The sequence below is a fragment of the Rhizobium sp. YTUHZ044 genome, assembly GCF_051123975.1.
Lineage (GTDB): Bacteria > Pseudomonadota > Alphaproteobacteria > Rhizobiales > Rhizobiaceae > Rhizobium.
The window spans coordinates 3,337,761-3,361,362 of sequence record NZ_CP101426.1 but is presented as its reverse complement, the minus strand read 5'-3'; the positions used below and the strand labels follow the sequence as shown (position 1 = coordinate 3,361,362).

The following is a 23,602-nucleotide window of genomic DNA, read 5'->3' as shown; positions in this document are numbered from 1 at the left end:
AAAATATCTTGTGCGCGACTCTCGTGTTAGAAGTTTCTTACACGCGGAGGACGCCTAGATGTACATGCAAAACCCCGTCTTTATCCCTGGCCCGACTAACATGCCTGAAGTTCTTCGAAAGGCTTCCGACATGCCGACGCTGGATCATCGTTCGCCGCTGTTCGGTGAGATTCTGAGGCCGGCTCTTGCAGGCGTAAAGAAGGTTCTGAAATCTGAAACGGCGTCGGCATTCGTATTTCCCTCGACTGGCACGGGCGGGTGGGAAACTGCCATCACCAATACGCTCAACCCTGGTGATCGTGTTCTTGCCTCTCGATACGGCATGTTCAGCCACCGCTGGATCGACATGTGCCTACGGCACGGTCTCAAAGTCGATGTCATCGAGGCCGAATGGGGCGGCGGTGCTCCTGCCGATCGCTATGAGGAAGTTCTTGCAGGCGATACCGCGCACGAAATCAAGGCCGTCCTCGTCACGCACAACGAGACTGCAACCGGCGTCAAATCCGATATCGCTGCCATCCGCCGGGCGATCGACGCCGCCGGCCATCCCGCCTTGTTGTTCGTCGATGGTGTCAGCTCGATCGCCTCGATGGATTTCCGCATGGACGAATGGTCCGTCGACATCGCCGTGACGGGGTCGCAAAAGGGCTTCATGCTGCCCGCCGGTCTGGCGATCACGGCCTTTTCCCCGAAGGCCCTGGCAGCGGTCGATCACGCAAAGCTTCCGCGTACCTTCTTCGATATTCGCGATATGGCGAAGAGCTATGCGAACAACGCCTATCCCTATACCCCGGCGGTCGGCCTTCTGAATGGGCTGAAACTCTCGACGGAGCTGCTGCTCGCCGAAGGATTGGAGAATGTATTTGCAAGACACCGGCGTATTGCCGGCGGCATCCGAGCCGCCGTTCGGGCATGGGAGCTTAATCTGTGCGCTAGAAGCGAGGAACTCTATTCCGACACGGTGAGTGCGATCCGCACGCCGCAAGGTTTCGACGCGACATCGATCGTCGCGCATGCCGCGAGGAAGTACGATGTCGCTTTCGGAACCGGGTTGGGCGAGGTCGCCGGCAAGGTGTTCCGCATCGGGCATCTCGGCAGTTTGACTGACGTCATGGCCCTGTCGGGCATAGCGGCGGCTGAGATGGCCATGGTCGATCTCGGTCTCAATGTCAAACTCGGCTCGGGTGTTGCGGCCGCGCAGGAACACTATCGCAACGACCAGCAATCCAAGATTCAAGCCGCGGCCTGAGGAGCTATATGATGTACATTCCGACATTGGCCGATGTGGTGGCTGCGCATACGCGCATCAGGCCCCACATCCATCGCACCCCGGTCCTCACCTCCAGCTTCATCAACTCGCTCGTCGGCGCCGAATTGTTCTTCAAATGCGAGAACTTCCAGAAAGCCGGTGCGTTCAAGGCCCGCGGCGCATCCAACGCCGTCTTCGGCCTGAGTGACGAGCAGGCAGCCCGCGGCGTTGCCACGCATTCATCCGGAAACCACGGAACTTGCCTTTCCTACGCCGCTGGGCGGCGGGGCATTCCCTGCACCGTCGTCATGCCGCGGACCGCCCCGCAAGCAAAGAAGGATGCCGTCAAGGGGTATGGAGGCAGAGTGGTCGAATGCGAACCTTCGACCTCCTCGCGCGAGGCCGTCTTTGCCGAAGTCGTCGCCGAGAGCGGCGCCGAATTCGTTCATCCCTACAATGATCCGCGCGTCATCGCAGGTCAGGCAACCTGCTCCAGAGAGCTGATCGAGCAGGTCGACGGGCTCGATGCCGTGGTCGCACCGATCGGCGGTGGCGGCATGGTGTCGGGAACCTGCCTCACCTTGTCGAACCTCGCGCCGAATGTCCGGATCTATGCAGCCGAACCCGAGCAGGCCGATGATGCCTGCCGCAGCTTCAGGGCGGGTTACATCATTGCCGACGACGCGCCGAATACGGTGGCCGATGGTCTGAAAGTGCCGCTCAAGGAGCTGACCTGGCATTTCGTCAGAAACCATGTGACCGATATCCTGACGGCCACCGAAGAGGATATCGTCGATGCGATGAAGCTCATCTGGAAGCGGATGAAGATCGTCATGGAACCTTCAAGCGCCGTCCCGCTGGCGACGATCATCAAGAACAGGGAGGTTTTCGCCGGTCAGCGTATTGGCATCATCATCACCGGCGGAAACGTCGACCTCGACACATTGCCTTGGCAGTAAGGGAGAAAGAGCAATGAACATGGAACCGAAATTCGCCGGCATGGAAGTCGGCTACGACGTGCCGGCTCTTCCCGGCATGAGCGTCGACGAAATCCAGACGCCTTGCCTGATCCTCGATCTCGATGCGCTCGAGCACAACATCCGCAAGATGGGCGACTATGCCAAGGCCCACAACATGCGCCACAGAGCGCATGGAAAGATGCACAAATCCGTCGATGTCCTTAGGCTACAGCAAGAGCTTGGCGGTGCAGTCGGGGTCTGCTGCCAGAAGGTGTCCGAGGCCGAAGTTTTCGTTCGCGGCGGCATCAAGGATGTGCTGGTCTCGAACCAGGTTCGCGACCCAGCAAAGATCGATCGCCTGGCACTCCTGCCGCAGCACGGTGCGCGCATCATCGTCTGCGTCGATGATCTCGCCAATGTCGTGGAACTCTCCAAGGCGGCACAGAAATACGGCACGACGCTGGAGTGCTTCGTGGAGATCGATTGCGGCGCCGGACGCTGCGGCGTCATGACGACGTCGGCCGTCGTCGAACTCGCCAATGCCATCCACGCGGCACCGGGTCTCAAGTTCACGGGCATCCAGGCCTATCAGGGCGCGATGCAGCACATTGATAAATATGAAGACCGCAAGGCGAAACTCGATGCGGCCATTGCCCAGGTCAAGGATGCTGTCGAAGCGCTGAAGGCTGAGGGCCTGGAACCCGAACTGGTCAGTGGCGGCGGCACAGGCAGCTACTATTTCGAGAGCAATTCGGGCGTCTACAACGAGCTGCAGTGCGGCAGCTATGCGTTCATGGATGCCGATTACGGCCGCATCCAGGACAAGGACGGCAAGAGGATCGACCATGGCGAATGGGAAAATGCTCTCTTCATCCTGACGAGCATCATGAGCCATGCAAAGCCCGACAAGGCGATCTGCGACGCCGGCCTCAAGGCGCAATCGGTCGACTCAGGCCTGCCTTTTATCTACGGTCGCAATGACGTGAAATACATCAAATGCTCCGACGAGCACGGCGTTATCGAAGATCCCGAAGGCGTTCTCAAGATCAACGAGAAGCTCCGCCTGGTTCCGGGCCATTGCGATCCGACCTGCAATGTTCACGACTGGTATGTCGGCGTGCGTAACGGCAAGGTGGAGACGCTTTGGCCGGTGTCGGCCCGCGGCAAGGCCTACTGATGAAACAGGGGGCTTCGGTTCCCGGCAAACCAAGCGGAAGTGCAATGATCATCATTCCCGAAAGTGCCATTGCCGAACTGGTCACGCCCTCCGATTGCCTCAAGGCGGTCGAAGAGGTCTTCGCCTCGATGGCGAGCAGGTCGGCCTATAATTTTCCGGTGATCCGGGAGGCGATCGGGCATGCCGATGCGCAGTATGGCTTCAAGTCCGGCTTCGATCGCAAGAGCCTGGCGCTCGGCCTCAAGTCCGGTGGGTTCTGGCCAAATAATACCAGCAGAGGCCTTACCAACCACCAGTCCGCCATCTTCCTGTTCGACGCCGATACCGGAAGATGCCGCGCCATGGTGGGCGGTAACTTGCTGACTGCGCTGCGGACGGCCGCCGCATCGGCAATCTCGATCAAATATCTCGCCCGAAAAGACGCGAAGGTACTCGGCATGATCGGCGCGGGACACCAGTCGACGTTTCAGTTGCGCGCAGCCCTCGAGCAGCGCGCATTCGAGAAGATCCTTGCCTGGAACCCGCATCCCGACATGCTGAGCCGTCTGGAGGAGGTAGCAAAGGAGGAGGGCCTTCCATTCGAGGCAGTCGACCGCGATCGGCTGGGAGCCGAGGCGGATGTCATCATCTCGATCACGTCGTCCTTCGCTCCGCTTCTCAAGTCCTCGCAGATACGCGCCGGCACCCATCTCGCCTGCATGGGCACGGACACCAAGGGCAAGCAGGAGGTCGAGGCCGAGCTCCTCGCTGCTGCAACCGTCTTTACCGATGAAGTCGCTCAAGCTGTCACGATTGGCGAGTCCCAGCATGCGGTGGAAAGGGGACTATTGACAAAAGATGCGATCGTCGAAATTGGCGCCGTAATAGGCGGAGCACATCCCGGACGAACATCAGCGGATGAGATCACACTGTTCGACGGCACCGGCGTTGCGCTCCAAGATCTTGCTGTGGCTTCGGCCGCTGTCGAGTCAGCAGTAACGAAAGGGGTTGCCATCGAGATTGATTTTTAACGACGGCGTCCCCGCGGAGGCAATAATCGGAGCCCTCGATGCTTACGGACGTACTTTAGGACTTTCTTACGCTTTGACAGTTCCGCACCACTCGGAGATACGGATGTCTTGGTCCGGGCACGCGAGTGAGAATTTACAATAGTTGCCCCGTCCACAATCCATTTTGTGACGATATCGAGCTAGGTGGGAGTGATGGACCTTCGTCATCTCCGATACGTCGTTGCCGCTGCGCGCAACGGCAGTTTTAGCGCTGCCGGCCACGAGCTGAATGTGCGGCAGCCGATCATCAGCAAGCGGATCCGTGAGCTGGAGGACGAACTCGGTGTATTTCTGTTCGACCGCTCTACGGCTGGGGCGCGGCTCACGCCTACTGGAGAAGAGTTCGTCGTCGGCGCTCGGCGGATCATCGATGGTTTTCAGCGGCTTTCCGAACGGGCCAAGGCGAGCGGCGCCGGCAAGACCGGGCGCATCGTTATCGGCTTTTACAAGTCGACTTTGTCGGCGTGCTTTCGGGCCGCATTAAAGAGTTTTCGCGCCAACTACCCAGGCGTCGAGGTGGAGTTGCTGGAGGCCTCCTACATCGAGCTTAAGGCTGGCGTCATGTCGGGTACAATCGATCTGGCAATCATTCTCGGCGACGCGGGCAGGACGGAGCTGCTCGACTCAATACCGCTCTGGTCCGCACAATTGCTGGTTGTACTCCCCGAGGATCATGCGCTCGCCGAAAAAGCCGTAATCTATTGGTCGGAGTTGAAGGGAGAGCGTTTCCTGATCGGCCACGATGATCCGGGACCGGACATCCGCAATGTCATCCTTCGCCATCTGGCCGCACCCTCGGATCACCCTGAAATCATCATGCGGCAACTCGGTCGCGAAAGCATCCTGGCTGAGGTCGTGAGCGGGCAGGGCATCAGCCTGCTGTTCGAAGGCGTCCAGCCTGCGCAGGTGCAAGGCATTGTCCAGCGGCCCGTCCATGACGGCAATGGTGGCATTCGGCTTGGTTTCATCGCCTGCTGGCGCCCCGACAATGCCAATCCCGTCGTCAAGAACTTCTTCGATACATTTCCGCGCTGATCGATTTTCGGCAGCCGCGGCCGCTGCCTTTGATGGGTGGCCAGGTCCGAGATGAGCAAGTATTTTTTCGCGCGACTACGCTTGGGTACGATGCTCGCGATTAACCTGTTGCTGCCCGCATATTTCTGCCTTTCTTGATTGTTCCCGTCGCGATCCGCTCCTCAGCTGATCGCCGGAAGCGGGGACCACATGCCGGGACATCACCATCAGAACGACGAAGCGATCTCTCGTAGTACGCGCATGCTGCGCACGGCTCTCGGACCTTCAATCGTACGCCATCTCCAAGACCCATCGGTCGTCGAGGTCATGCTCAATCCGGACGGCCGACTGTGGATAGACCGGCTGAGGGACGGGCTCGCCGACACGGGCGAGAGGCTGCTCCCCGCGGACGGCGATCGTATCGTTCGCCTTGTCGCTCACCATGTCGGTGCCGAGGTTCATCCCGGAAACCCACGCGTCTCGGCTGAACTTCCGGAAACGGGCGAACGTTTCGAGGGGTTGCTTCCTCCTGTTGTCGCCGCTGCCACCTTCGCGATCCGCAAGCCAGCGGTTGCCGTCTTTACGCTCTCTGATTATGTCGACGCCGGCATCATGACCCAGGCCCAAGCCGACGTTCTGCGGCTTGCCGTCGAGCGGCGCAAGAACATTCTCGTCGCCGGTGGCACCTCGACGGGCAAGACGACGCTGACCAATGCGCTGCTGGCGGAAGTCGCAAGAACTGCCGACCGCGTCGTGCTGATCGAGGATACGCGAGAGCTGCAATGCGCCTCGCCCAATCTCGTGGCGCTGCGCACCAAGGACGGCGTTGCCTCGCTTTCCGATCTCGTCAAATCCTCACTGCGCCTCAGGCCCGACCGCATTCCGATCGGTGAGGTGCGCGGCGCAGAAGCGCTCGATCTTCTGAAGGCCTGGGGAACCGGTCATCCGGGCGGCATCGGCACCATTCACGCTAATACCGCGATCGGCGCGCTTCGGCGGCTGGAACAGCTTGTGCAGGAAGCCGTGGTCAGGGTGCCGCGGGCGCTGATCGCCGACACGATCGACCTCATCGCCGTGCTCTCCGGCCACGGTGCTGCCCGTCGCCTTGCCGAGATCGCCCTCGTCGGCGGTCTCGATCCCGCGACCGGCGACTACCGCACCCTCAATGCTCACCTCCCAGACGACCGCCAACCGCTCCCGAAAGGAGAAGAGGAATGACTCTGTCCGTTACATCTATGTTTCACCGCTGCCATCGCCAGCTCATGCAAGCGACGGCGCTCGCGTCCGTATTCGTCCTGACGGCAATGCCAGCGCATGCCTCCGGTTCCTCCATGCCGTGGGAAGAGCCGCTCGAAAAAATCCTCGAGAGCATCGAGGGGCCGGTCGCGAAGATCGTCGCCGTCATCATCATCATCGCCACGGGTCTGGCGCTCGCCTTCGGCGACACGTCCGGCGGCTTCCGGCGGCTGATCCAGATCGTCTTCGGTCTGTCGATCGCCTTTGCCGCCTCGAGCTTCTTCCTGTCCTTCTTCTCCTTCGGCGGCGGGGCTCTGGTCTGATGACGGCATTTGGCTCCGAACAGGACGAGATCCGCGGCTTCTATGCGCCGGTTCGCCGGGCGCTGACCGAACAGATCCTGCTCGGCGGTGCGCCGCGCAGCGTCGCCATCGTCAACGGTACGCTTGCCGGCGCCGTGGGCCTCGGCCTTCGCCTCTGGCTTGCCGGTCTCGCGATCTGGGCGATCGGCCACTTCGCAGCCGTGTGGGCGGCCCGCCGTGATGCGCAGTTCGTCGATGTCGGCCGCCGGCACCTGCGCTATCCAGCGCATATGGGCGTGTGAGGTTCGGCCATGATGAACCTTAGCGAATACCGGAAGAAGAATTCCTCCCTTGCCGATTTCCTGCCCTGGGCGGCGCTGATTGCCCCCAGTGTCGTCCTCAACAAGGACGGCTCGTTTCAACGCTCGGCGCGATTTCGCGGGCCGGACCTTGATAGTGCCACGCCCGCTGAGCTCGTGGCCGTCACCGCACGCCTCAACAATGTGCTACGGCGTCTTGGTTCCGGCTGGGCGGTGTTCGTCGAGGCGCAGCGCAATCCCGCCAATGAATATCCCGAAAGCCTGTTTGCCGATGCCGCGTCTGCGCTTGTCGATCTCGAACGGCGCGAGCAGTTCGAGGGCGAGGCCGATCAGGGCTCTCCTCAGGGGAGCGATCGCCCGCGAGCCGGTGCCTTGTTCGAGAGTAGCTATTTCCTGACCTTCGTCTGGCTACCGCCGGCGGAAGAGGCCTCACGCATGGAAGGTTGGCTCTATGAGGGCCGTGAGCAGTCTGGCGTCAACCCGGGGGAGCTGCTCAAGGGCTTTCTCGACCGAACCGACCGGGTGCTGCATCTCTTCGAAGGCTTCGTTCCGGAGGCCGAATGGCTCGACGACACGGAGACACTCACCTATCTGCATTCGACTATATCGGTGACGCGCCAGCGCGTGCGCGTCCCTGAAACCCCGATGCATCTCGATGCGCTGCTCGCCGTTGGGCCATTGACCGGCGGTCTCGAGCCCCGGCTGGGCGAGGCGTATCTGCGCACGCTGACGGTGATCGGCTTTCCGACGGTCACCTTTCCCGGCATCCTCGATGATCTCAATCGGCTCGCCTTCTCTTACCGCTGGTCGACCCGCGCCATCATGCTCGACAAGACGGATGCGACGCGCCTCGTCGCCAAGATCCGGCGGCAGTGGTTCGCCAAGCGCAAGTCGATCGCAGCAATCCTGAAAGAGGTCCTGACCAACGAACAGTCGGTGCTGGTCGATTCCGACGCCGCCAACAAGGCGAACGAGGCCGATGCCGCCCTCCAGGACCTGGGCTCCGACCAGATCGGCGAAGCCTATGTGACCGCGACGGTCACCGTCTGGGATGCAGATCCGCGGACTGCCGAGGAGAAGCTGCGGCTCGTCGAGAAGATCATCCAGTCCCATGACTTCACCTGCATTGCCGAGAGCGTCAATGCGATCGAAGCCTGGCTCGGAAGCCTTCCCGGCCATGTTTACGCCAATGTCCGCCAGCCGCCGATCTCAACGTTGAACCTCGCTCACATGATCCCGATCTCAGCCATCTGGGCCGGACCGGAGCGGGATGAACATCTCGATGCGCCGCCGCTCTTCTATGCCCGGACCGAGGGCTCGACGCCCTTCCGCTTCTCACTGCACGTGGGTGATGTCGGCCACACGATGGTGGTCGGTCCGACCGGAGCGGGCAAGTCGGTGCTTTTGGCATTGATGGCGCTGCAATTCCGCCGCTACGAACGCTCCCAGGTCTTTGCCTTTGATTTCGGTGGCTCGATCCGGGCGGCGACGCTTGCCATGGGCGGCGACTGGCAGGATCTCGGCGGCTCGATCTCCGATGCCGCGACGTTTCTCAACATGGTGGCACTGCAGCCGCTGGCCGGCATTCACGACACGCCGGAACGTGCCTGGGCGGCTGACTGGCTGGTGGACATTCTCACCCGCGAAGGCGTGGAGATCACGCCGCAGGTTAAGGAGCATCTCTGGACGGCGCTGACCTCGCTTGCCTCGGCGCCGGTGGCGGAACGAACCATCACCGGCCTGACGGTGCTTCTGCAGTCGACGGCGCTCAAGCAGGCGCTCCGCCCCTACTGCATCGGCGGCGCTCATGGCCGGCTGCTCGATGCGGAGATGGAATGGCTCGGAGACGCCTCGGTCCAGGCGTTTGAAACCGAGGGTCTGATCGGAACCGGCGCGGCGCCGGCCGTGCTTGCCTATCTCTTCCACCGGATCGAGGCCCGCTTTGACGGCCGCCCTTCGCTGCTGATCATCGACGAGGGCTGGCGGGCGCTTGATGACGGCGGCTTTGCCCAAAAGATCAAGGAATGGCTGAAGACGCTGCGCAAGAAGAATGTCAGTGTCGTCTTCTCCTCCCAGTCGCTCGCCGACATCGAGGCGTCACCCATTGCGCCGGTGCTGGTGGAAAGCTGCCCGACCCGGATCTTCCTCGCCAACGAGCGCGCTGTCGAGCCGCAGATCACCAACGTCTACCGGCAGTTCGGGCTCAACGACAGGCAGATCGAGATCGTCGCCCGCGCCACACCGAAGCGCGACTATTACTGCCAGTCGCGGCGCGGCAATCGGCTCTTCGAACTGGGCTTGGGCGAGGTGGCGCTTGCGCTCTGCGCCGCTTCGGACAAGGCCGCGCATGCGGCGATGAACGCGCTTGTCGAAGAGGGCGAGCGGCCACGCTTTCTCGAAGCGTGGCTGTCCGCCCGCGGCCTTCGCTGGGCCGCTGATCTCATCCCGGTCCTCACCAACATTGCTGAGCCCGCGCCCGTCAAGACGGGCGCGCTTCCCTCCCATCCCATCTCATTCAAAGAGGAGATCATTCGATGATCCGTTCCGTTTCCCGCTCCGGCCATGCCGGTCGTGCGCTGGCGCTTGCACTGGGCGCCACGACGCTGTTGCCCATCGCCGCCGTCACGCTCGCGCCGCGGCCGGCCCATGCGCTGATCGTCTTCGACCCGAAGAACTATGGCGAAAACCTGCTCTCCGCCGCCCGGGCGCTGGAGCAGATCAACAACCAGATCACCTCGCTTCAGAACGAAGCGCAGATGCTGATCAACCAGGCCCGCAATCTCACCAGCCTGCCGACATCGCTGCTGTCGCAGATCGAAAGCAACTTTTCGCAGATGCAGAGCCTGCTCGATCAGGCCGAGCAGCTTGCCTATAATGTCCAGAATATCGACCAGCAGTTCAGCGCCACCTACGAGACCTTCGCCGCCGGCAAGAGCAACGGTGAGCTGGTCACCGCGGCGCGCGAGCGCTGGCAACAATCCGTCTCGGCCTTCGAGGATTCGCTGAAGACCGGCGCCGTCGCGGTCAGCGGCATTGCCAGCACGCAAGTCCAGACCTCGACGCTCGTCAGCGCCAGCCAGTCGGCCGTCGGCGTGCTGCAGGCCGCCCAGGCCGGCAACCAGCTGCTCGCCGTGCAGGCAAAGCAGATGTCGGATCTGACGGCAATGCTCGCCGCCCAGGGGCGGGCCGAAGCGCTCGAGAAAGCGCGCCAGGCCGCAGCCCAGGAGCAGGCTCGCGAGCAGTTCAGCCGCTTCATGACCGGCACGGCCTACAGCCCGGCAAACGTCCGCATGTTCCACGATTGAGGGGACGGGACCGATGGACCTCAAGATCGCCGCCCGGATGACCGCTGTCATCGCCCTTGGAGCAGGACTGACCGCGACGCTCATGGCTATGAGCCAGCGACAGGGGCCGGAAGAGACCCCCGTCTTCCGGTCGCTTACTCCGGGCGGCGAGCCTGAGAATGAGGTGCGCAAGGAGCTCATCCGCTGCCGGGATCTCGGCGCCGAGGCATTGAAGGACAAGGCCTGCCTGAAGGCCTGGCTGGAAAGCCGCCGCCGCTTCCTGAAACCCTCGCAGTCTAGTGAGCCGCGAGCACCAGGCGCCGGAGCCGATCAGACGGTGATGCCATGAACAGCGGCATCATCGATCGCTTCCTGGAGACCTTCACCTCCTATATCGATTCCGGCTTCGGCCTGCTCGGCAGCGAGGTCGCGTTCCTGTCCTCGACGCTGATAACGATCGATATCGTGCTGGCCGGTCTCTTCTGGGCCTGGGGCGCCGATGAGGATGTTATCCAGCGTCTCGTCAAGAAGACGCTCTATATCGGCTTCTTCGCCTACATCGTCGGCAACTTCAACAGCCTCGCCCGGATCGTCTTCGAGAGCTTCTCCGGCCTTGGGCTCAAGGCGGCCGGCTCCTCGCTCTCCAGCACCGAGCTGCTGCAGCCGGGCCGCGTTGCCCAGGTCGGCATCGACGCCGGCAATCCGATCCTGCAGGCGGCCGGCGACCTGATGGGCTATGTCAGCTTCTTCGAGAATTTCGTGCAGATTTTCGTACTGATGACCGCCTGGGTCATCGTACTCGTCGCCTTTTTCATCCTGGCGATCCAGATTTTCGTCACGCTGATCGAGTTCAAGCTGACGACGCTCGCCGGCTTCATCCTGATTCCCTTCGCCTTCTTCAACAAGACGGCCTTCCTCGCCGAAAAGGTGCTCGGCAACATTGTCGCCTCCGGTGTGAAGATCCTGGTGCTTGCCGTCATCGTCGGCATCGGCTCTGGCCTATTCAGTGAGTTCACCGCCGGTTTCTCCGAGCAGCCGACCATCTCCGAAGCACTATCGCTCGTGCTCGGCGCGCTTGCGCTAATGGGGCTGTCGATCTTCGGTCCGGGGATTGCCACGGGCCTCGTCTCCGGCGCCCCGCAGCTCGGCGCCGGTGCCGCCGTCGGAACGGGTCTGACGGCCGCCGGCCTCGGCGCTGCCGGCTATGTCGGCGCCCGTGCCGGTATCGGTGCCGCGGCCGGCGCGATCGGTGGCGCGATGCGGGGCGGGGCGGCTGTCGCCGGTGGCGCCAGCACCGCCTATGGGCTGGCCAGTGCATCGTCCGATGCGGGCAGCGCCGGACGCGCCGCGGCAGGTCTCGCCGGCATGGCCAGGGCCGGCGCCGGCTTTGTCATGAGCAAGGCAAAGGAGGCGGCCGGCCGCTCCAACGAGACGATGCGCGCGAGCTACGGGGTAGGGCAGGCGGCTGGCTGGAAGGCCACCGGCGGCGGCAATGACGTCGGCGCCGCTGCCTCGGGAACCGCCGGTGAGTCCGCGGGTGGAGCAGCGCAATCCTCGTCGCCGCCGCCCTGGGCCGAGCGCATGCAGCGCAAGCAGGCTTTCCAGCATGGCGTCAGCACCGCCGCTCATTCCGTCCGTTCCGGCGACCACGGCGGCGGCTCCATGTCCGTTTCCCTCAATCAGGATGACCACAGATGAATCCCTTCAAACGCGCCTCCGTGCGCTATGCCCGCACGCCCGAACCCGAAACTCCCTACCAGAAGGCCGCTCAGGCCTGGGACGAGCGGATCGGCTCCGCCCGGGTGCAGGCCCGAAACTGGCGGCTGATGGCCTTCGGTTCGCTCATTCTAGCCGGCGGATTTGCCGCTGCATTGATCTGGCAGTCGACGCAAGGCACCGTGGTGCCCTGGGTGGTGCAGATCGACAAGCTTGGCGAGGCGCAGGCCGTGGCACCCGCGACGGCCGACTACCGGCCGACCGATCCGCAGATCGCCTGGCATCTCGCCCGCTTCATCGAAAACGTCCGTGCGATCCCGGCAGATGCGGTGATCGTTCGCCAGAACTGGCTGCGCGCTTACGAGTTCACGACCGATCGCGGGGCTGTGGCGCTCAACGACTATGCCCGCGCCAATGACCCGTTCACCAAGGTCGGCAAGATCCAGGTCGCCGTCGACGTCTCCTCCGTCATCCGCGCTTCACCCGAGAGTTTTCGCGTCGCCTGGAGCGAACGCCGCTACGAAAACGGGCAACTCGCATCCACCGAGCGCTGGACCGCCATCCTCACCGTCGTGATCGAACAGCCGCGCACGCCCGACAAGCTGCGCGCCAATCCGCTCGGGGTCTTTGTCAACGCGATCAACTGGTCGAAGGAGCTTTCGCAATGAAGGGGGCAACAGTGATTTTCATGAACAGGATTCGATTGGGCAGGGGCTCTATGCTGGTAACGGCGCTGCTGGCAGCGACGGCGCTCGCCGGCTGCGCCAAGAAGTACATTCCGCCGGAGATCGACTATGACGATGCGGCACCCGCCGTGAAGCTGGTCGATCCGGTCGGGCCGGTGAAGGTCGTCGCACTGCCAAAGCCGCTGCCGCTGCCTGGCCAATTGAAGCCGCTGGAGGAGGGCAAGAAGAAGCAGGACAATCCTGATCCGAAGGCGCGGATCGCCGCCGCCAATGAGGCGGCCCGCATGCAGCCGGTCCGCGACGGCTTCATCAATGCCGTCCAGGTCTATCCCTTCGCGATCGGCGCTCTCTATCAGGTCTATGCCGCACCCGGCCAGGTGACCGACATTGCACTGCAGCCGGGCGAGCAACTGGTCGGCGCCGGCCCCGTTGCCGCTGGCGACACGGTGCGCTGGATCATCGGCGATACCGAGAGCGGAACGGGCGCGGCAAAGCAGGTGCATATCCTGGTCAAGCCCACGCGAGCCGATCTCCAGACCAATCTCGTGATCAACACCAACCTGCGCACCTATCATCTCGAGCTGCGCTCAACCGAGAAGACCTATATGGCCTCGGTGTCCTGGCAGTATCCGGCCGACCAGCTGATTGCGCTCAGGCGCCAGAACACGCGAGCGGTAGAGAGCCAGGCCGTGGCCAGCGGCGTCGATCTGCAGAGCCTCAACTTCCGTTACCGGATCGAGGGCGATAGCGCCCCCTGGCGGCCGTTGCGTGCCTTCGACGACGGCGCCAAGGTCTATATCGAATTCCCGTCGGGCATCGCCCAGGGCGAAATGCCGCCGCTCTTCGTCATCGGCCCGTCCGGCAATTCCGAACTGGTGAACTACCGCGCCCGGCAGAACTACTATGTCGTCGACCGGTTGTTCGCTGCGGCGGAGCTCCGGCTTGGCGACAAGGACAGCCAGCGCCGCGTGCGCATCGTCCGCACCGACGGCCGCCGCATCGGAAACCGCATGGCGCTGTTTTCGTCGGAGAGAAGCCGATGACAGGACCGTCCGATCTCAAGGCGGAGTTCCGGCTGCGTCCAGAACCGCCACGCGTCACCCGCCTGTCGCGCAAGGTGCTGATCGCTCTTGGCGGTGTCTCAGGCCTTGCCATCGCCGCAGCCCTGTTCTTCGCGCTCGACACCAACAGGCGACAGGGCGAGGCCCCATCCGAGCTCTACAACACCGAAAACCGCACGCCGGCCGACGGTCTCGCCAACCTGCCGAAGGATTACACCGGCATCCCGAAACTTGGGCCCGCACTTCCAGGCGATCTCGGCAAGCCGATCCTCGAAGCCCAGGAGGAGGGCAAGCCAGTCGTCGTGCCTTCGATCCAGACGCCCCGCGCCGATCCCGAGGAACAGCGCCGCCTTGCCGAAATCGAGGCCGCGCGCGTCGCCAAGCTCTTCACCGAGAGCCGCGGCGAACGCAACGACAGCAACCAACCTGTCGACACGCGGACCACCACGGCTGATCCCAATGCGCTGACACAGCCTGACGCTGTCCCGCCGCTTGACACCGGAGCGGCCCAGAACATGCAGGACCGCAAGCTTGCCTTTGTCAATGCTGAGGCCGATCGGCGCACCGTCAGCCCCGATCGGGTCGAGGAAAAGGCGTCACCCTATGTCTTGCAGGCCGGGTCTGTGATTGCCACAGCCCTCATCACCGGCATCAAGTCAGATCTGCCCGGATCGATCACAGCACAGGTGACGGAGAATGTCTATGACAGCCCGAGTGGCGCGCATCTCCTCATTCCGCAGGGCGCTCGTCTCATCGGCCAATACGACAGTCAGGTCGCCTTCGGACAGTCGCGTGTGCTGCTCGTCTGGAACCGCGTCGTCATGCCGAATGGCACCTCGATCGTCCTTGAGCGCCTGCAGGGCACCGATCCTCAAGGTTTCTCCGGCCTCGAGGACGAGGTGGATTATCATTGGGGCCAGTTGTTCAAGGCGGCCGCACTCTCGACGCTGCTCGGCGTCGGCACGCAGATCGGCAGCGACGACGAGGAGAGCGAGATCGCCCAGGCGATACGGGAAAGCGCCCAAGGCACCGCCTCGAATGTCGGCCAGCAAATCGTCAGCCGGCAGCTCAACATCCAGCCGACGCTTACCATCCGCCCAGGGTTCCCGGTTCGCGTCATCGTCAACAGGGACCTTGTCATGCAGGCCTATGGTGCCGCGAAGGAGCCTACATGACCAAGCTGAAGCTTTCTGCCACAGCTTCATCCGGACCGCTATCGAGGCAGAAATAGCCCGGCGGGAGGGGCGGCCTCTGGAAGACAAGCAGTTGCCTAAAGCATAGAACAGGCGAGCGGCACAGAGTCTCAGTCGCCGGCAAGAATGGCGTTCGCAGCGTCCTCGAACGTCTTCGCTTCGCGTGCTGTCAGAGCCGCCGCGCCGACCTCCCAGATCGGTCGAAACTTCCCTTGAATATGAATGGTGCGAAGACCGGCCTCGGCAGCCGGTTGAATGTCACGCGTTACTTGATCGCCTATCATATAAACAAGGACGTTGGCACCGAAGAGGCGTCTTAACCGTAGGAAAAGTTCTTTACGCTTCGGCGCATCGATAACGCGGTCGATATATTTGTCAATTTTGTTGGCTAGAAGCAGATTTTCGACGCGGTCGCGCCCGCCTTCTGTGACGAGAACGAGAGTTGCGTCGGCGTGGTGCAATCGTTCGAGCCCCGTATGTACGCCTGACAAAAGTGCTGGTGTCTCTCGTAGATCGGCAAGATATTGCTTTTCGATCCCTTCGATGACTTCTTTCGCCAGCGGAACTGCAGAAGGATCGTTCCAGGTCTTTCGGGCGGCAAGGCTCGGATCATCACCGAGCAGCCTATGGCAGAGCGCCGCAATCAGCAAACGAGCAGGATATCGGAGGCCGAGGTGATGGCGCGACGCGAGCTCCTGGTCGATCTCTCGTACATACGCCAAACGATCCTCTTCTGCAGTATCGACCCCGATTGCACCAATGACGTTCGCCAGCAACCGAAGCTGCGCTGCCGCAAACACCCCATCTGTATCCCATAAGGTGTTGTCGGCATCCAGGCAAACGACCGGCGCCGGGTTGTCGCGGCGGGTTCTATTAGCAGTGCTGGCTAGCGATGGCTGCGACATCTCTTTGACCTGTGGCACAGTCGGTGGCGACCGCCGTTCGAATCGCACCATTAGAATCCTTTTGTGGCGGCGTTACAAAGATAAACGTGATGCTGAGGGCAAGGAGCCAAAGGATGAGCGCTTTGATGGCCCAAGACTGCAGTTGCTGCGCAGGTTCCAGATAGCGCAGCTTGTCGGCCACCTTGGTTGCGACCAGATAGGCTTCGGCGATGTAGTTCTTAAGATAGTTTAGTTGCAGATCATCGTTCAGCTTGGTCGGGTCAGTTGATAGAAAGGCCTTGCTCCAATCCTCAGGGGCGACCTCCGCGATTGGCTTGAAGAAGACATACGATTTAGGCTTGCCCTTTTCACTTGCAACCCGAGGATATCGAAACCGGGCGCGGATCGCGTGAAACGTCACCAGCGCGCCGGATGCAGCCAAGAGCCCAAACGCAGCAAACAGCAGGTAACATAGAGGGACGAGCGCCGTCTTGTAGGTCGCCGTGTTAGCGAGGGACAAGCCGTTTAAAAAAAAACTGCAGGGGGTAAGTATCGGAAAAGCGATTAAAGAGGACCCCAGAAAAAGCACTGAGGAACGTGATAATCGTTAGCAGTCTGGTCGCCTTGCCGTCTTGGTAGTCGGTCAGCGCCTTAACCTCGTCGAGAGACTGACGAGCAAGTTTCAGTGGTGCTTCGATGCTATCCTTGGTTGGCGCTTTCAATTGAGCAAGTTCGCCGCTCGCGCGTTCCATAACTAGGCCGGTTTCAAGATGTTTGACAACACCGTCTTGCGAAACCTGCGGGTAATGTTCGAAGGGAGAGCCGCGCAGCGCATGCCAGATTGCTCGGAAAGGACCGACTGGATCCTCAGAATTGCCGTTGGTCATGCAGGATAGAGCCCCCGTTTGCGATCGTGTTTGCGAAGCAAGAATAGAAAGGGAAGGCTGGCGAACACCATAATCGCCTTCCCCAGGATCTGCCCCGTCAGGAAGTCGAACGAACCGAACGCGAGCCAGAGAAACATGGCGCTATCGACAACCAGTCCGACAACGCTGCTGCAGAGGGCCGCCATAATCAATCCTTTGCGCTGCAGCGGCGTAAATACAAAGAGATCAGCCAGTTCGGAGGCAAGAAATGCTGAAGCAGAGGCGATCGCAAGGCTTGGCGCAGAGAATGTAGTGGACAGAATTGCACCAACCAGGATTGCTCCAACAGACCACAAAAGTCCAAGGCGTCGCTGCACCAAGTCGCGAAGAACCAGCGCCAAACCAACAAGAAGGACGCCGCTTGGTGCGGTTAATCCAAACCCGACGGGTATCAGGCACGGGCCATCTGGTACACAGAACGTTCCAATGTTCCCGATCATGAAGTTCGCGGCAGGGATGCAGGCCGTGAATGCAAGCAGAAACACGACGCCTTCAGTGCGGCGTGTGCGATCTGAATCCGTCATGAGAGATCTCCCGTGCTCGTCGCGTCTTCGGCAATAAATTTACTGTGCCCTTTGGCCCGCAGGTCACATGCAGGGCAGACGCCGCATCCAAAGCCCCAGTCATGCCGTTGGCCGCGCTCGCCGCGGTAGCATGTATGCGTGTCTTCAACGATCACGTCGACCAGCGACTGTCCGCCCAGACCCTTTGCAAGCTGCCAGGTCGCTGCTTTGTCGATCCACATAAGAGGCGTCTCAAGCACGAAGCGGCTCTCCATTCCGAGATTGAGAGCGACCTGAAGCGCCTTGATCGTATCATCACGGCAATCGGGATAGCCGGAGAAGTCGGTCTCACACATGCCGCCGACGACATGCTTCAGCCCGCGGCGATAAGCAAGAGCGGCCGCGAATGTCAGAAATATCAGGTTGCGGCCAGGCACGAACGTATTTGGCAGTCCGCTGCTCGCCATCTCGATTTCAATGTCCTGGGTCAGCGCCGTATCCGAGATTTCGCCCAGCGCCGAAAGGGAAATTGTATGGTCGTCACCAAGGCGATTTGCCCAGTCGCGGTTAATGTTGCCCAGTTCGGTCCGTAGCTTCGCCCTGCAGTCCAACTCCACCCTATGCCGTTGGCCGTAGTCAAAGCCGACGGTCTCTACGGATTGGAAGCGATCGAGCGCCCACGCCAAGCATGTGGTGGAGTCCTGGCCACCGGAGAAGAGGACCAGTGCGCCGCCCTGATGTTCAGTCGCCATCATATTCCGCCCAGCAAAAAGGAGTTTCAAAGACCTTGACCGACGACAATTGCGCCAGGAGGGGTTTGGCGCGCTCCCAGATCCAGACAGCGATGTTTTCAGCCGTTGGATTTTCGAGCCCGTCGATGTCATTCAAAGTGTGGTGGTCCAACTGCTCCAGGAGGGGCTTGAAAGCGCGTTCAACGTCGAAAAAGTCGATCACGAAGCCTGTGTGTGGGTCGACCTTTCCCGAAAGTTGGACATCGACGCGATAAGAGTGGCCGTGCATCCGGTGGCATTTATGGGTGCTTGGAACGTTCGGCAACCGATGTGCCGCTTCGAAGGTAAAGGCTTGCGTGATCTTCATGGGATACCAATCATCTTGTGCGTCTGGAGACTGAGGCGCCATTGCGGGTTGTCGAGACAATAGGCGGCGATCGACACCGTATTCTCCTGCCGCCGGGGTCCATCCATCGGCTGAAGCCAATAGTGATCAAAGGCGAGATCGCCAAACTGGTCGGGATCGGCGCCAACCTGCGGATAGACGAGCTTCAACTCGTTTCCGTACCGTTGTTTCAACTCGGAACCCGCCTTTGGGCTGACGCAGATCCAGTCCAGTCCTGCTGGAGCCTCGATCGTTCCGTTGGTTTCAACCGCGATCTGAAAGCCGGCGGCGTGAACGGCCTCGATCAGTGGTGCATCGAGTTGCAATAGCGGTTCCCCCCCGGTGAACACGACGAAGCGTCCTCGCATTTCCGGTCCCCAGGTTCTTTCGACCGCCGCGGCAAGCATTGCCGCATGCGCAAATTTGCCCCCGCCGATGCCATTCGTGCCGATGAAGTCGGTGTCGCAAAATTGGCAGATCGATCTCGCCCGATCTTCCTCCCGACCAGACCAAAGGTTACATCCCGCGAAACGGCAGAAAACCGCCGCACGACCGGCCTGCGCACCCTCTCCCTGGAGGGTCTTGAACAGTTCCTTCACGGAATAGGTCATAGTGCCTCCGGCGAACCGTCCGGCGGTTCAGTGAGGGCTGCTCGACGCGCTTTCGCATCGGCACGCACAATCGTAATCAGATACTGGGCTAGGGTGACAATGTCGCGATTGACGTTTTGCACTGATTTCCAATGGCGGTGATCATCCGGACCAAACTCCCATTCTCCGGACGTCCACGCGGTCTTGCCGACCAGGCACGACAGGCCTTTCGAGAAAGCCTGCCAGGTTCGGGCACCATCGAGCAGCGCCAGGACCTCCATCACGTAGCCCAACGCCATGACGCCTGCGCCATGAACAAGGCGGGAAGACTTGGGAGTATGGTTCTTCCAATCATCCTTGAAGACGTATTTCGCAGCTGCGTAGAACTGCTCGATCACCTGGAAGCAAAGTTCTTCGCCATTGGGTTCGCGGATCATTTCCCGCATGACCCCGTCGGTAACCGAGTTCATGATAACTCGTTGAATGGCGGTATCACGAATGATCCCGGCAGGATTGGTATGCTGGTGGATCATTCCCTTGAGGGACGAATTTTCATCGAAGTTTAGACGCGCTGCAAGTTCCGCGGCGAAGGCACGATCGCCGAGACGTCTAGGCAGGCCGCCCACGGTCGGAAGCAGTTCGTAGATCAGCGACTTCGGCAGGGGGCGTGTGTTGTTGATCAGTACGAACTGCCGGCGAAGTTCGGCGTCGTCTTCGCAGACGACACCGGAGATGAATACCTGGAAATCTTTGTCAGGCAGTTGCGAAAGGGCCGTCAGTCGCTGTTGACCGTCAACGACGAAGCCCGGAGGCCCGTCATCCGAGGAAATTTTGACCACACAGCGTCCGAACGCGTCCACTTCCTCGATCTCGATTCCAGATGTGAAGGCGACGACGATCGGGTTGGGCAAGATCGCTTCCGACTTTTCGAGATAGTCACGGATCTCCCGAATATGCCCCGCGATCTGTGGGCGCTGAAAACCGCTCAGGCGGCCGCCGCTGTCGCGCGCAACGCGCTCGATGAAGGCAAATTGCTGTAGTTCAGAGGCAAGGGCTGCAAACGACACCACTGTGTGCTGCTCGCTCTGTCGCGCCTTGATCGCTGGAAACCTGAATATCGTCATCAAATTCACTTCTGCATGGTAGATTGCGGACGAGGGCTTCGTAGACCCCGAGATTATGAATGCCGCGCCGTTTGTTCCGATTACTTGCCCGGAAGATCACCACTTCGATGGAAAGCGCTTTGCAAATCGGGCACCCGCACATCTTCCATGGCCTATCGGTGAGCGTGCGCCTATAGCGGCTACGCAATTCCTCGACAGCCTTTATGCCCGGAAGTTCGCCAATAGGCGCCCCCATCAGCGCCGGCGCCGCGTAGGCAATGACCGCTTCAAGGGTGTCTTCCAGGCCGAGATCTCCTCGATCATACGATCGTAGCGCGCTCAGGGCATGAGCTTCCATCGCAACGAGTTGCTCTTGATTCAAGGCGCCTTGTTTCGCCAAGCGCTGCAGCTTCGGATTTTCGAGTGCCTGCGGTACGCGAATGGCGGTGTAATAGGCCAGAGTGCCGCTGGACGTTGGAAGATAATAATTCGCTTTGGCGTCCTTGAACGCGCGAATCAGCGGCGAGGTGGTGTCGAAACTCGTGATGTTGAAGGATTGGAACGTCTCGATCTCATCCGCCTTCGCAAACCCGAGGATGTGGAGCCGGACGCCTGACGGAATGACATCACGGATGGCGCGCAGGCAAGCTTTGATCTGCCCCGACTTCAAAGGGACAGTGCCTCCGAGCGCTAAATACTCATATCCCATCGCGACCAGGCGGCGTGCCGCTTCCGCCATACTACCCGGAGACCATCCTTGGATGACACCGAGTGGGACGAAACGACCGGACATATGGGATGTGGCCTTGAGGAATTCCGCAGCATTTTCGAGAGTAATGTCGAAGCGCCGGCGGGCGTCTTCTGTGCCCCCCTCGAAGCCGGAAAGGCTCTCATCGAAATCGAAGATAATGTGGTCGACCGAGCAGCCGTGCGTGAACCGTCCGTCGTCGTAGAATTCAGCCGTATCCTCTGGCCTATAGGGCGGGCGCTCCTCTTTATGATAAGTGAAAGCACCACAATCGCCAAATATCGGGAGCTTATCGAGCGCCGGCTTATCAAGCCTTAAAAACTCACGGGCACCGACGCGGCGAAAGCGCATCGCCTGAGCCTCGGTGTATTTGCCTCCAACGGCCACGCCGCCTACGATCCCGCGGGAGACGAGCATGCCGTCGTAAGGTGCGTAGCCCATGATCTCGTGTGGGTATGCGTCATCCCAATAAGGGACTCTTCCCTCGGCGTACCGGTCGCGCACAAAGTCATAGCCAGGGTCCACGTGATCGAGACTGTCGGCAAAAATGAACTTCATCGGCTCGGTCTCGACAGCTTGCGGTCAAGTTGCATCAGATGGTCAGCAAGCTTGGTGATGTGCTGTGGCGTACCTTGGATTTCGTTCCAGGCCCAGCCGAGGCCTCCCCAGACACCGTCCGTCCAAGCGCAATGGGGTTCTAGGCGCTTGAGCGCTTCACGGATCTCGATATCTGGATTTTCTGAACTATCGGCACGAAGCATGATCTGATCCATCAGCGCACCCATCGCCTTGATGCCTGCAGAATGCATCAACCGGCTCTCAGTCGGAGCGCGTCCCCAGGCAGTTGGAAAAGTGTCACGCACGGCCGACCAATAAAGTGCCAAAGTCTCGTACATGGCATCGGGATTCGCCGTCTCCGGGGAATGTTTGTACTGGCTGAGCGCACCGAGTGGCGGGCGCAAATTCTGTTTGATCGCGGCTATCAACGCCGTATCGCTCACTACACTGGCGTCATCAATTTTGTCCGAGGCCCGCTTGATCAGCTTATAAAACGGCGATTTCGGCTGTCTGTTGAGAAGATTGCAGAGTTCGCTCGGCAGTCGATTAACAGCCAAATCTTTCGGCAGAAGTGTGCCGACTTCTGGCAACAATTCATTAATCAGGCGCACATCCAATGCCTTGACCTTATTCACAAGTATAAATTGCTCGCGGTGCATCTGCAGATCCCGGGAGACGAACCCGATGACGGGAACCGGGAACCGGCTGTTCTTCGCTTTGGCCAGGGCAAGAGAGCGTTGTTGACCGTCGACGATCCACGCCGCCCGGTCTCCCTCCGTTCGAAAGGGGATGGTGAGGGTGCCGGAAGCACCAACCTCAGTAAGTCCGTTCGGTTTTGGTCCACGTGACGGTTCAAAATGGATCTCGGGGGAGAGTGCCAGCGTGATTGCGTTCGGAAAAAGGACGGGACCGCTATCGAGAAACTCAACGATCGAGTTGACGTGGCTGCGGATTTCTTTTCGCTGGAACCCCTTCAACTCCTTCTCGTCCCTGTGAATTCTGCTGATATCAGCAACGCGGGTCAGATCGGACCCGTAAAGGAAGAATGCATAAACGTCGATCCCATCGCCCTGCTGCGTCTTCACTGCGCGAACAACGAGGTTATCTTCAATACTCATACTGACATCCCCTCGCTCCGGACCTCAGAGGCCAGACGGGAGAAGCGCTTCTGCTCACAAGCGACAGACAATTCATCTCGAAGAACGCGGAGAAGCTTCGTCGATAGTCCGCCTGTACGATCCCAGTGCTGGCGCAGAAGACTTTTGATTTCTGCATCAGAACGACGAGCACCAGGATGGACATTGGGGCGGCCCCAATGTCGTGATAACTCTTCAACGTGTTTCGCCTGTTTCGCAATCGGCGCCGTCGGATATTGGTGCATAACGATCGTGGCAAAGTGGCGAAGCGCACGCGACACAAAATCGATCTTTGTTCCCCGAATCGGGCTATCTGGACCATCCAGCCGATTATCGTAGGGCAGGGTCTGAGCGACGAGACGTTCTGACAGCATAGAAACGTCTGGTCCGACGAAAATCCGCAGACGGTCGATGGTCTCCTCAGGCAAATCTGAAAGAATTGGCACGAGCATTTTCAAGTACGCCGGCCCGACAGCGATGAGAATCAGCCCATTCACCAAGCGAAGTGTTCCACGTACCGCATCTTGATCGACAAGCGTTCGCCACCATTCCGCCGCCGAGGCGGAAGGGGTGATGCGATCCAAGACACAGTCCGACGTCCCTTTTGAAACGGTCAAGTTATAGGACGGAACAGCCTGTTGCGCCGTCAGAAAGCCAAGCCCAGCGGAAACAACGCAAAGCGGTGCTCCGATTTCGCGGGCTGCTGCGGTCGCCTCAGAAAAAGAGCGACCACGATAGAGATCTCCAGCGGAGGCAACTGGTGGGGCCGCCAATATCCTGGCTTTCCATTCA

Annotated in this window: 26 protein-coding genes; 15 read left to right on the top strand and 11 right to left on the bottom strand. The window is 60.6% G+C overall.

Features of this window, described 5'->3' with window-relative positions; genetic code table 11:
• Positions 1 to 58 precede the first annotated feature (58 nt).
• The 15 genes from bhcA (at position 59) to NL154_RS16610 (ending at position 15,228) form a co-directional block, all read left to right on the top strand.
• On the top strand, positions 59 to 1,249 hold the full coding sequence (gene bhcA, locus NL154_RS16680; RefSeq protein WP_434733018.1) for an L-aspartate--glyoxylate aminotransferase BhcA: 1,191 nt from the start codon (positions 59 to 61) through the stop codon (positions 1,247 to 1,249).
• 11 nt (positions 1,250 to 1,260) lie between these two features.
• A complete protein-coding gene (bhcB, locus tag NL154_RS16675; protein WP_434733017.1) occupies positions 1,261 to 2,208 on the top strand; it encodes a beta-hydroxyaspartate dehydratase BhcB in 948 nt (315 codons plus the stop codon).
• Between the two features lie 13 nt (positions 2,209 to 2,221).
• Complete coding sequence (bhcC, locus tag NL154_RS16670) at positions 2,222 to 3,385, top strand: 3-hydroxy-D-aspartate aldolase BhcC (RefSeq protein ID WP_434733016.1); 1,164 nt, start codon at positions 2,222 to 2,224, stop codon at positions 3,383 to 3,385.
• A gap of 44 nt (positions 3,386 to 3,429) precedes the next feature.
• A complete protein-coding gene (gene bhcD / locus NL154_RS16665; RefSeq protein WP_434733015.1) occupies positions 3,430 to 4,395 on the top strand; it encodes an iminosuccinate reductase BhcD in 966 nt (321 codons plus the stop codon).
• A 192-nt stretch (positions 4,396 to 4,587) separates the two neighbouring features.
• Complete coding sequence (locus tag NL154_RS16660; RefSeq protein ID WP_434733014.1) at positions 4,588 to 5,469, top strand: LysR substrate-binding domain-containing protein; 882 nt, start codon at positions 4,588 to 4,590, stop codon at positions 5,467 to 5,469.
• A 189-nt stretch (positions 5,470 to 5,658) separates the two neighbouring features.
• Positions 5,659 to 6,666 carry a P-type conjugative transfer ATPase TrbB gene (gene trbB / locus NL154_RS16655; RefSeq protein ID WP_434733013.1) on the top strand — a complete coding sequence of 336 codons (1,008 nt, stop codon included), beginning with the start codon at positions 5,659 to 5,661 and terminating at the stop codon, positions 6,664 to 6,666.
• Positions 6,667 to 6,710: 44 nt separating this feature from the next.
• The gene (locus tag NL154_RS16650) at positions 6,711 to 7,007 is read left to right on the top strand and encodes a TrbC/VirB2 family protein (protein ID WP_434734106.1); all 297 of its coding nucleotides are present in this window, start codon (positions 6,711 to 6,713) and stop codon (positions 7,005 to 7,007) included.
• On the top strand, positions 7,007 to 7,288 hold the full coding sequence (locus NL154_RS16645; RefSeq protein WP_373968716.1) for a VirB3 family type IV secretion system protein: 282 nt from the start codon (positions 7,007 to 7,009) through the stop codon (positions 7,286 to 7,288). The genes NL154_RS16650 and NL154_RS16645 overlap by 1 nt, the downstream gene beginning before the upstream one ends.
• A 9-nt stretch (positions 7,289 to 7,297) precedes the next feature.
• Positions 7,298 to 9,844 carry a conjugal transfer protein TrbE gene (gene trbE / locus NL154_RS16640; RefSeq protein ID WP_434733012.1) on the top strand — a complete coding sequence of 849 codons (2,547 nt, stop codon included), beginning with the start codon at positions 7,298 to 7,300 and terminating at the stop codon, positions 9,842 to 9,844.
• Positions 9,841 to 10,611: a P-type conjugative transfer protein TrbJ gene (gene trbJ, locus NL154_RS16635; protein ID WP_434733011.1), complete on the top strand. Its 771-nt coding sequence runs from the start codon at positions 9,841 to 9,843 to the stop codon at positions 10,609 to 10,611. Before trbE ends, trbJ begins: the two co-directional genes overlap by 4 nt.
• A 13-nt stretch (positions 10,612 to 10,624) precedes the next feature.
• A complete protein-coding gene (gene trbK-alt / locus NL154_RS16630) occupies positions 10,625 to 10,939 on the top strand; it encodes a putative entry exclusion protein TrbK-alt (RefSeq protein WP_434733010.1) in 315 nt (104 codons plus the stop codon).
• Complete coding sequence (gene trbL, locus NL154_RS16625) at positions 10,936 to 12,288, top strand: P-type conjugative transfer protein TrbL (RefSeq protein ID WP_434733009.1); 1,353 nt, start codon at positions 10,936 to 10,938, stop codon at positions 12,286 to 12,288. Before trbK-alt ends, trbL begins: the two co-directional genes overlap by 4 nt.
• Positions 12,285 to 12,974 (top strand): conjugal transfer protein TrbF, encoded by a 690-nt coding sequence (gene trbF, locus NL154_RS16620; protein ID WP_434733008.1) that lies wholly within the window; start codon positions 12,285 to 12,287, stop codon positions 12,972 to 12,974. The genes trbL and trbF overlap by 4 nt, the downstream gene beginning before the upstream one ends.
• Positions 12,975 to 12,994: 20 nt before the next feature.
• Positions 12,995 to 14,035 carry a P-type conjugative transfer protein TrbG gene (gene trbG, locus NL154_RS16615; protein ID WP_434734105.1) on the top strand — a complete coding sequence of 347 codons (1,041 nt, stop codon included), beginning with the start codon at positions 12,995 to 12,997 and terminating at the stop codon, positions 14,033 to 14,035.
• On the top strand, positions 14,032 to 15,228 hold the full coding sequence (locus NL154_RS16610; protein WP_434733007.1) for a TrbI/VirB10 family protein: 1,197 nt from the start codon (positions 14,032 to 14,034) through the stop codon (positions 15,226 to 15,228). Before trbG ends, NL154_RS16610 begins: the two co-directional genes overlap by 4 nt.
• Positions 15,229 to 15,356: 128 nt before the next feature.
• On the opposite strand, the gene NL154_RS16605 is transcribed toward NL154_RS16610, so the two are convergent.
• The 11 genes from NL154_RS16605 to NL154_RS16555 form a co-directional block, all read right to left on the bottom strand.
• A complete protein-coding gene (locus NL154_RS16605; protein WP_434733006.1) occupies positions 15,357 to 16,151 on the bottom strand; it encodes an HAD family hydrolase in 795 nt (264 codons plus the stop codon).
• Positions 16,120 to 16,572: a hypothetical protein gene (locus tag NL154_RS16600; protein WP_434733005.1), complete on the bottom strand. Its 453-nt coding sequence runs from the start codon at positions 16,570 to 16,572 to the stop codon at positions 16,120 to 16,122. Before NL154_RS16600 ends, NL154_RS16605 begins: the two co-directional genes overlap by 32 nt.
• A 64-nt stretch (positions 16,573 to 16,636) precedes the next feature.
• Positions 16,637 to 17,017, bottom strand: coding sequence for a hypothetical protein (locus tag NL154_RS16595; RefSeq protein WP_434733004.1), 381 nt, complete (start codon positions 17,015 to 17,017; stop codon positions 16,637 to 16,639).
• Complete coding sequence (locus NL154_RS16590; RefSeq protein ID WP_434733003.1) at positions 17,014 to 17,580, bottom strand: VUT family protein; 567 nt, start codon at positions 17,578 to 17,580, stop codon at positions 17,014 to 17,016. Before NL154_RS16590 ends, NL154_RS16595 begins: the two co-directional genes overlap by 4 nt.
• On the bottom strand, positions 17,577 to 18,311 hold the full coding sequence (gene queC, locus NL154_RS16585) for a 7-cyano-7-deazaguanine synthase QueC (protein ID WP_253958379.1): 735 nt from the start codon (positions 18,309 to 18,311) through the stop codon (positions 17,577 to 17,579). Before queC ends, NL154_RS16590 begins: the two co-directional genes overlap by 4 nt.
• The gene (queD, locus tag NL154_RS16580; RefSeq protein WP_434733002.1) at positions 18,301 to 18,657 is read right to left on the bottom strand and encodes a 6-carboxytetrahydropterin synthase QueD; all 357 of its coding nucleotides are present in this window, start codon (positions 18,655 to 18,657) and stop codon (positions 18,301 to 18,303) included. The genes queC and queD overlap by 11 nt, the downstream gene beginning before the upstream one ends.
• Positions 18,654 to 19,286, bottom strand: a complete 633-nt coding sequence (queE, locus tag NL154_RS16575; RefSeq protein ID WP_434733001.1) for a 7-carboxy-7-deazaguanine synthase — start codon at positions 19,284 to 19,286, stop codon at positions 18,654 to 18,656. The genes queD and queE overlap by 4 nt, the downstream gene beginning before the upstream one ends.
• Positions 19,283 to 20,389, bottom strand: a complete 1,107-nt coding sequence (dbpB, locus tag NL154_RS16570; protein WP_216759828.1) for a DGQHR domain-containing protein DpdB — start codon at positions 20,387 to 20,389, stop codon at positions 19,283 to 19,285. The genes queE and dbpB (NL154_RS16570) overlap by 4 nt, the downstream gene beginning before the upstream one ends.
• The gene (gene dpdA, locus NL154_RS16565; RefSeq protein ID WP_434733000.1) at positions 20,307 to 21,674 is read right to left on the bottom strand and encodes a tRNA-guanine transglycosylase DpdA; all 1,368 of its coding nucleotides are present in this window, start codon (positions 21,672 to 21,674) and stop codon (positions 20,307 to 20,309) included. The genes dbpB (NL154_RS16570) and dpdA overlap by 83 nt, the downstream gene beginning before the upstream one ends.
• On the bottom strand, positions 21,671 to 22,792 hold the full coding sequence (gene dbpB, locus NL154_RS16560; protein WP_434732999.1) for a DGQHR domain-containing protein DpdB: 1,122 nt from the start codon (positions 22,790 to 22,792) through the stop codon (positions 21,671 to 21,673). The genes dpdA and dbpB (NL154_RS16560) overlap by 4 nt, the downstream gene beginning before the upstream one ends.
• Positions 22,789 to 23,394 carry a hypothetical protein gene (locus NL154_RS16555; RefSeq protein ID WP_434732998.1) on the bottom strand — a complete coding sequence of 202 codons (606 nt, stop codon included), beginning with the start codon at positions 23,392 to 23,394 and terminating at the stop codon, positions 22,789 to 22,791. Before NL154_RS16555 ends, dbpB (NL154_RS16560) begins: the two co-directional genes overlap by 4 nt.
• Positions 23,395 to 23,602: the final 208 nt, after the last annotated feature.

Bases quoted from the DNA above. Each gene is read 5' to 3' on its own strand.
- trbJ (WP_434733011.1), top strand. From the start codon at position 9,841: ATGATCCGTTCCGTTTCCCGCTCCGGCCATGCCGGTCGTGCGCTGGCG.
- NL154_RS16650 (WP_434734106.1), top strand. From the start codon at position 6,711: ATGCAAGCGACGGCGCTCGCGTCCGTATTCGTCCTGACGGCAATGCCA.
- NL154_RS16595 (WP_434733004.1), bottom strand. From the start codon at position 17,017: ATGACCAACGGCAATTCTGAGGATCCAGTCGGTCCTTTCCGAGCAATC.
- trbL (WP_434733009.1), top strand. From the start codon at position 10,936: ATGAACAGCGGCATCATCGATCGCTTCCTGGAGACCTTCACCTCCTAT.
- dbpB (WP_434732999.1), bottom strand. From the start codon at position 22,792: ATGAGTATTGAAGATAACCTCGTTGTTCGCGCAGTGAAGACGCAGCAG.
- queD (WP_434733002.1), bottom strand. From the start codon at position 18,657: ATGAAGATCACGCAAGCCTTTACCTTCGAAGCGGCACATCGGTTGCCG.
- queC (WP_253958379.1), bottom strand. From the start codon at position 18,311: ATGGCGACTGAACATCAGGGCGGCGCACTGGTCCTCTTCTCCGGTGGC.
- NL154_RS16590 (WP_434733003.1), bottom strand. From the start codon at position 17,580: ATGACGGATTCAGATCGCACACGCCGCACTGAAGGCGTCGTGTTTCTG.
- NL154_RS16660 (WP_434733014.1), top strand. From the start codon at position 4,588: ATGGACCTTCGTCATCTCCGATACGTCGTTGCCGCTGCGCGCAACGGC.
- dpdA (WP_434733000.1), bottom strand. From the start codon at position 21,674: ATGAAGTTCATTTTTGCCGACAGTCTCGATCACGTGGACCCTGGCTAT.
- trbK-alt (WP_434733010.1), top strand. From the start codon at position 10,625: ATGGACCTCAAGATCGCCGCCCGGATGACCGCTGTCATCGCCCTTGGA.
- trbE (WP_434733012.1), top strand. From the start codon at position 7,298: ATGATGAACCTTAGCGAATACCGGAAGAAGAATTCCTCCCTTGCCGAT.
- bhcC (WP_434733016.1), top strand. From the start codon at position 2,222: ATGAACATGGAACCGAAATTCGCCGGCATGGAAGTCGGCTACGACGTG.
- NL154_RS16645 (WP_373968716.1), top strand. From the start codon at position 7,007: ATGACGGCATTTGGCTCCGAACAGGACGAGATCCGCGGCTTCTATGCG.
- bhcA (WP_434733018.1), top strand. From the start codon at position 59: ATGTACATGCAAAACCCCGTCTTTATCCCTGGCCCGACTAACATGCCT.
- dbpB (WP_216759828.1), bottom strand. From the start codon at position 20,389: ATGACGATATTCAGGTTTCCAGCGATCAAGGCGCGACAGAGCGAGCAG.
- trbG (WP_434734105.1), top strand. From the start codon at position 12,995: ATGAACAGGATTCGATTGGGCAGGGGCTCTATGCTGGTAACGGCGCTG.
- NL154_RS16605 (WP_434733006.1), bottom strand. From the start codon at position 16,151: ATGTCGCAGCCATCGCTAGCCAGCACTGCTAATAGAACCCGCCGCGAC.
- bhcD (WP_434733015.1), top strand. From the start codon at position 3,430: ATGATCATCATTCCCGAAAGTGCCATTGCCGAACTGGTCACGCCCTCC.
- trbB (WP_434733013.1), top strand. From the start codon at position 5,659: ATGCCGGGACATCACCATCAGAACGACGAAGCGATCTCTCGTAGTACG.
- queE (WP_434733001.1), bottom strand. From the start codon at position 19,286: ATGACCTATTCCGTGAAGGAACTGTTCAAGACCCTCCAGGGAGAGGGT.
- NL154_RS16610 (WP_434733007.1), top strand. From the start codon at position 14,032: ATGACAGGACCGTCCGATCTCAAGGCGGAGTTCCGGCTGCGTCCAGAA.
- trbF (WP_434733008.1), top strand. From the start codon at position 12,285: ATGAATCCCTTCAAACGCGCCTCCGTGCGCTATGCCCGCACGCCCGAA.
- bhcB (WP_434733017.1), top strand. From the start codon at position 1,261: ATGTACATTCCGACATTGGCCGATGTGGTGGCTGCGCATACGCGCATC.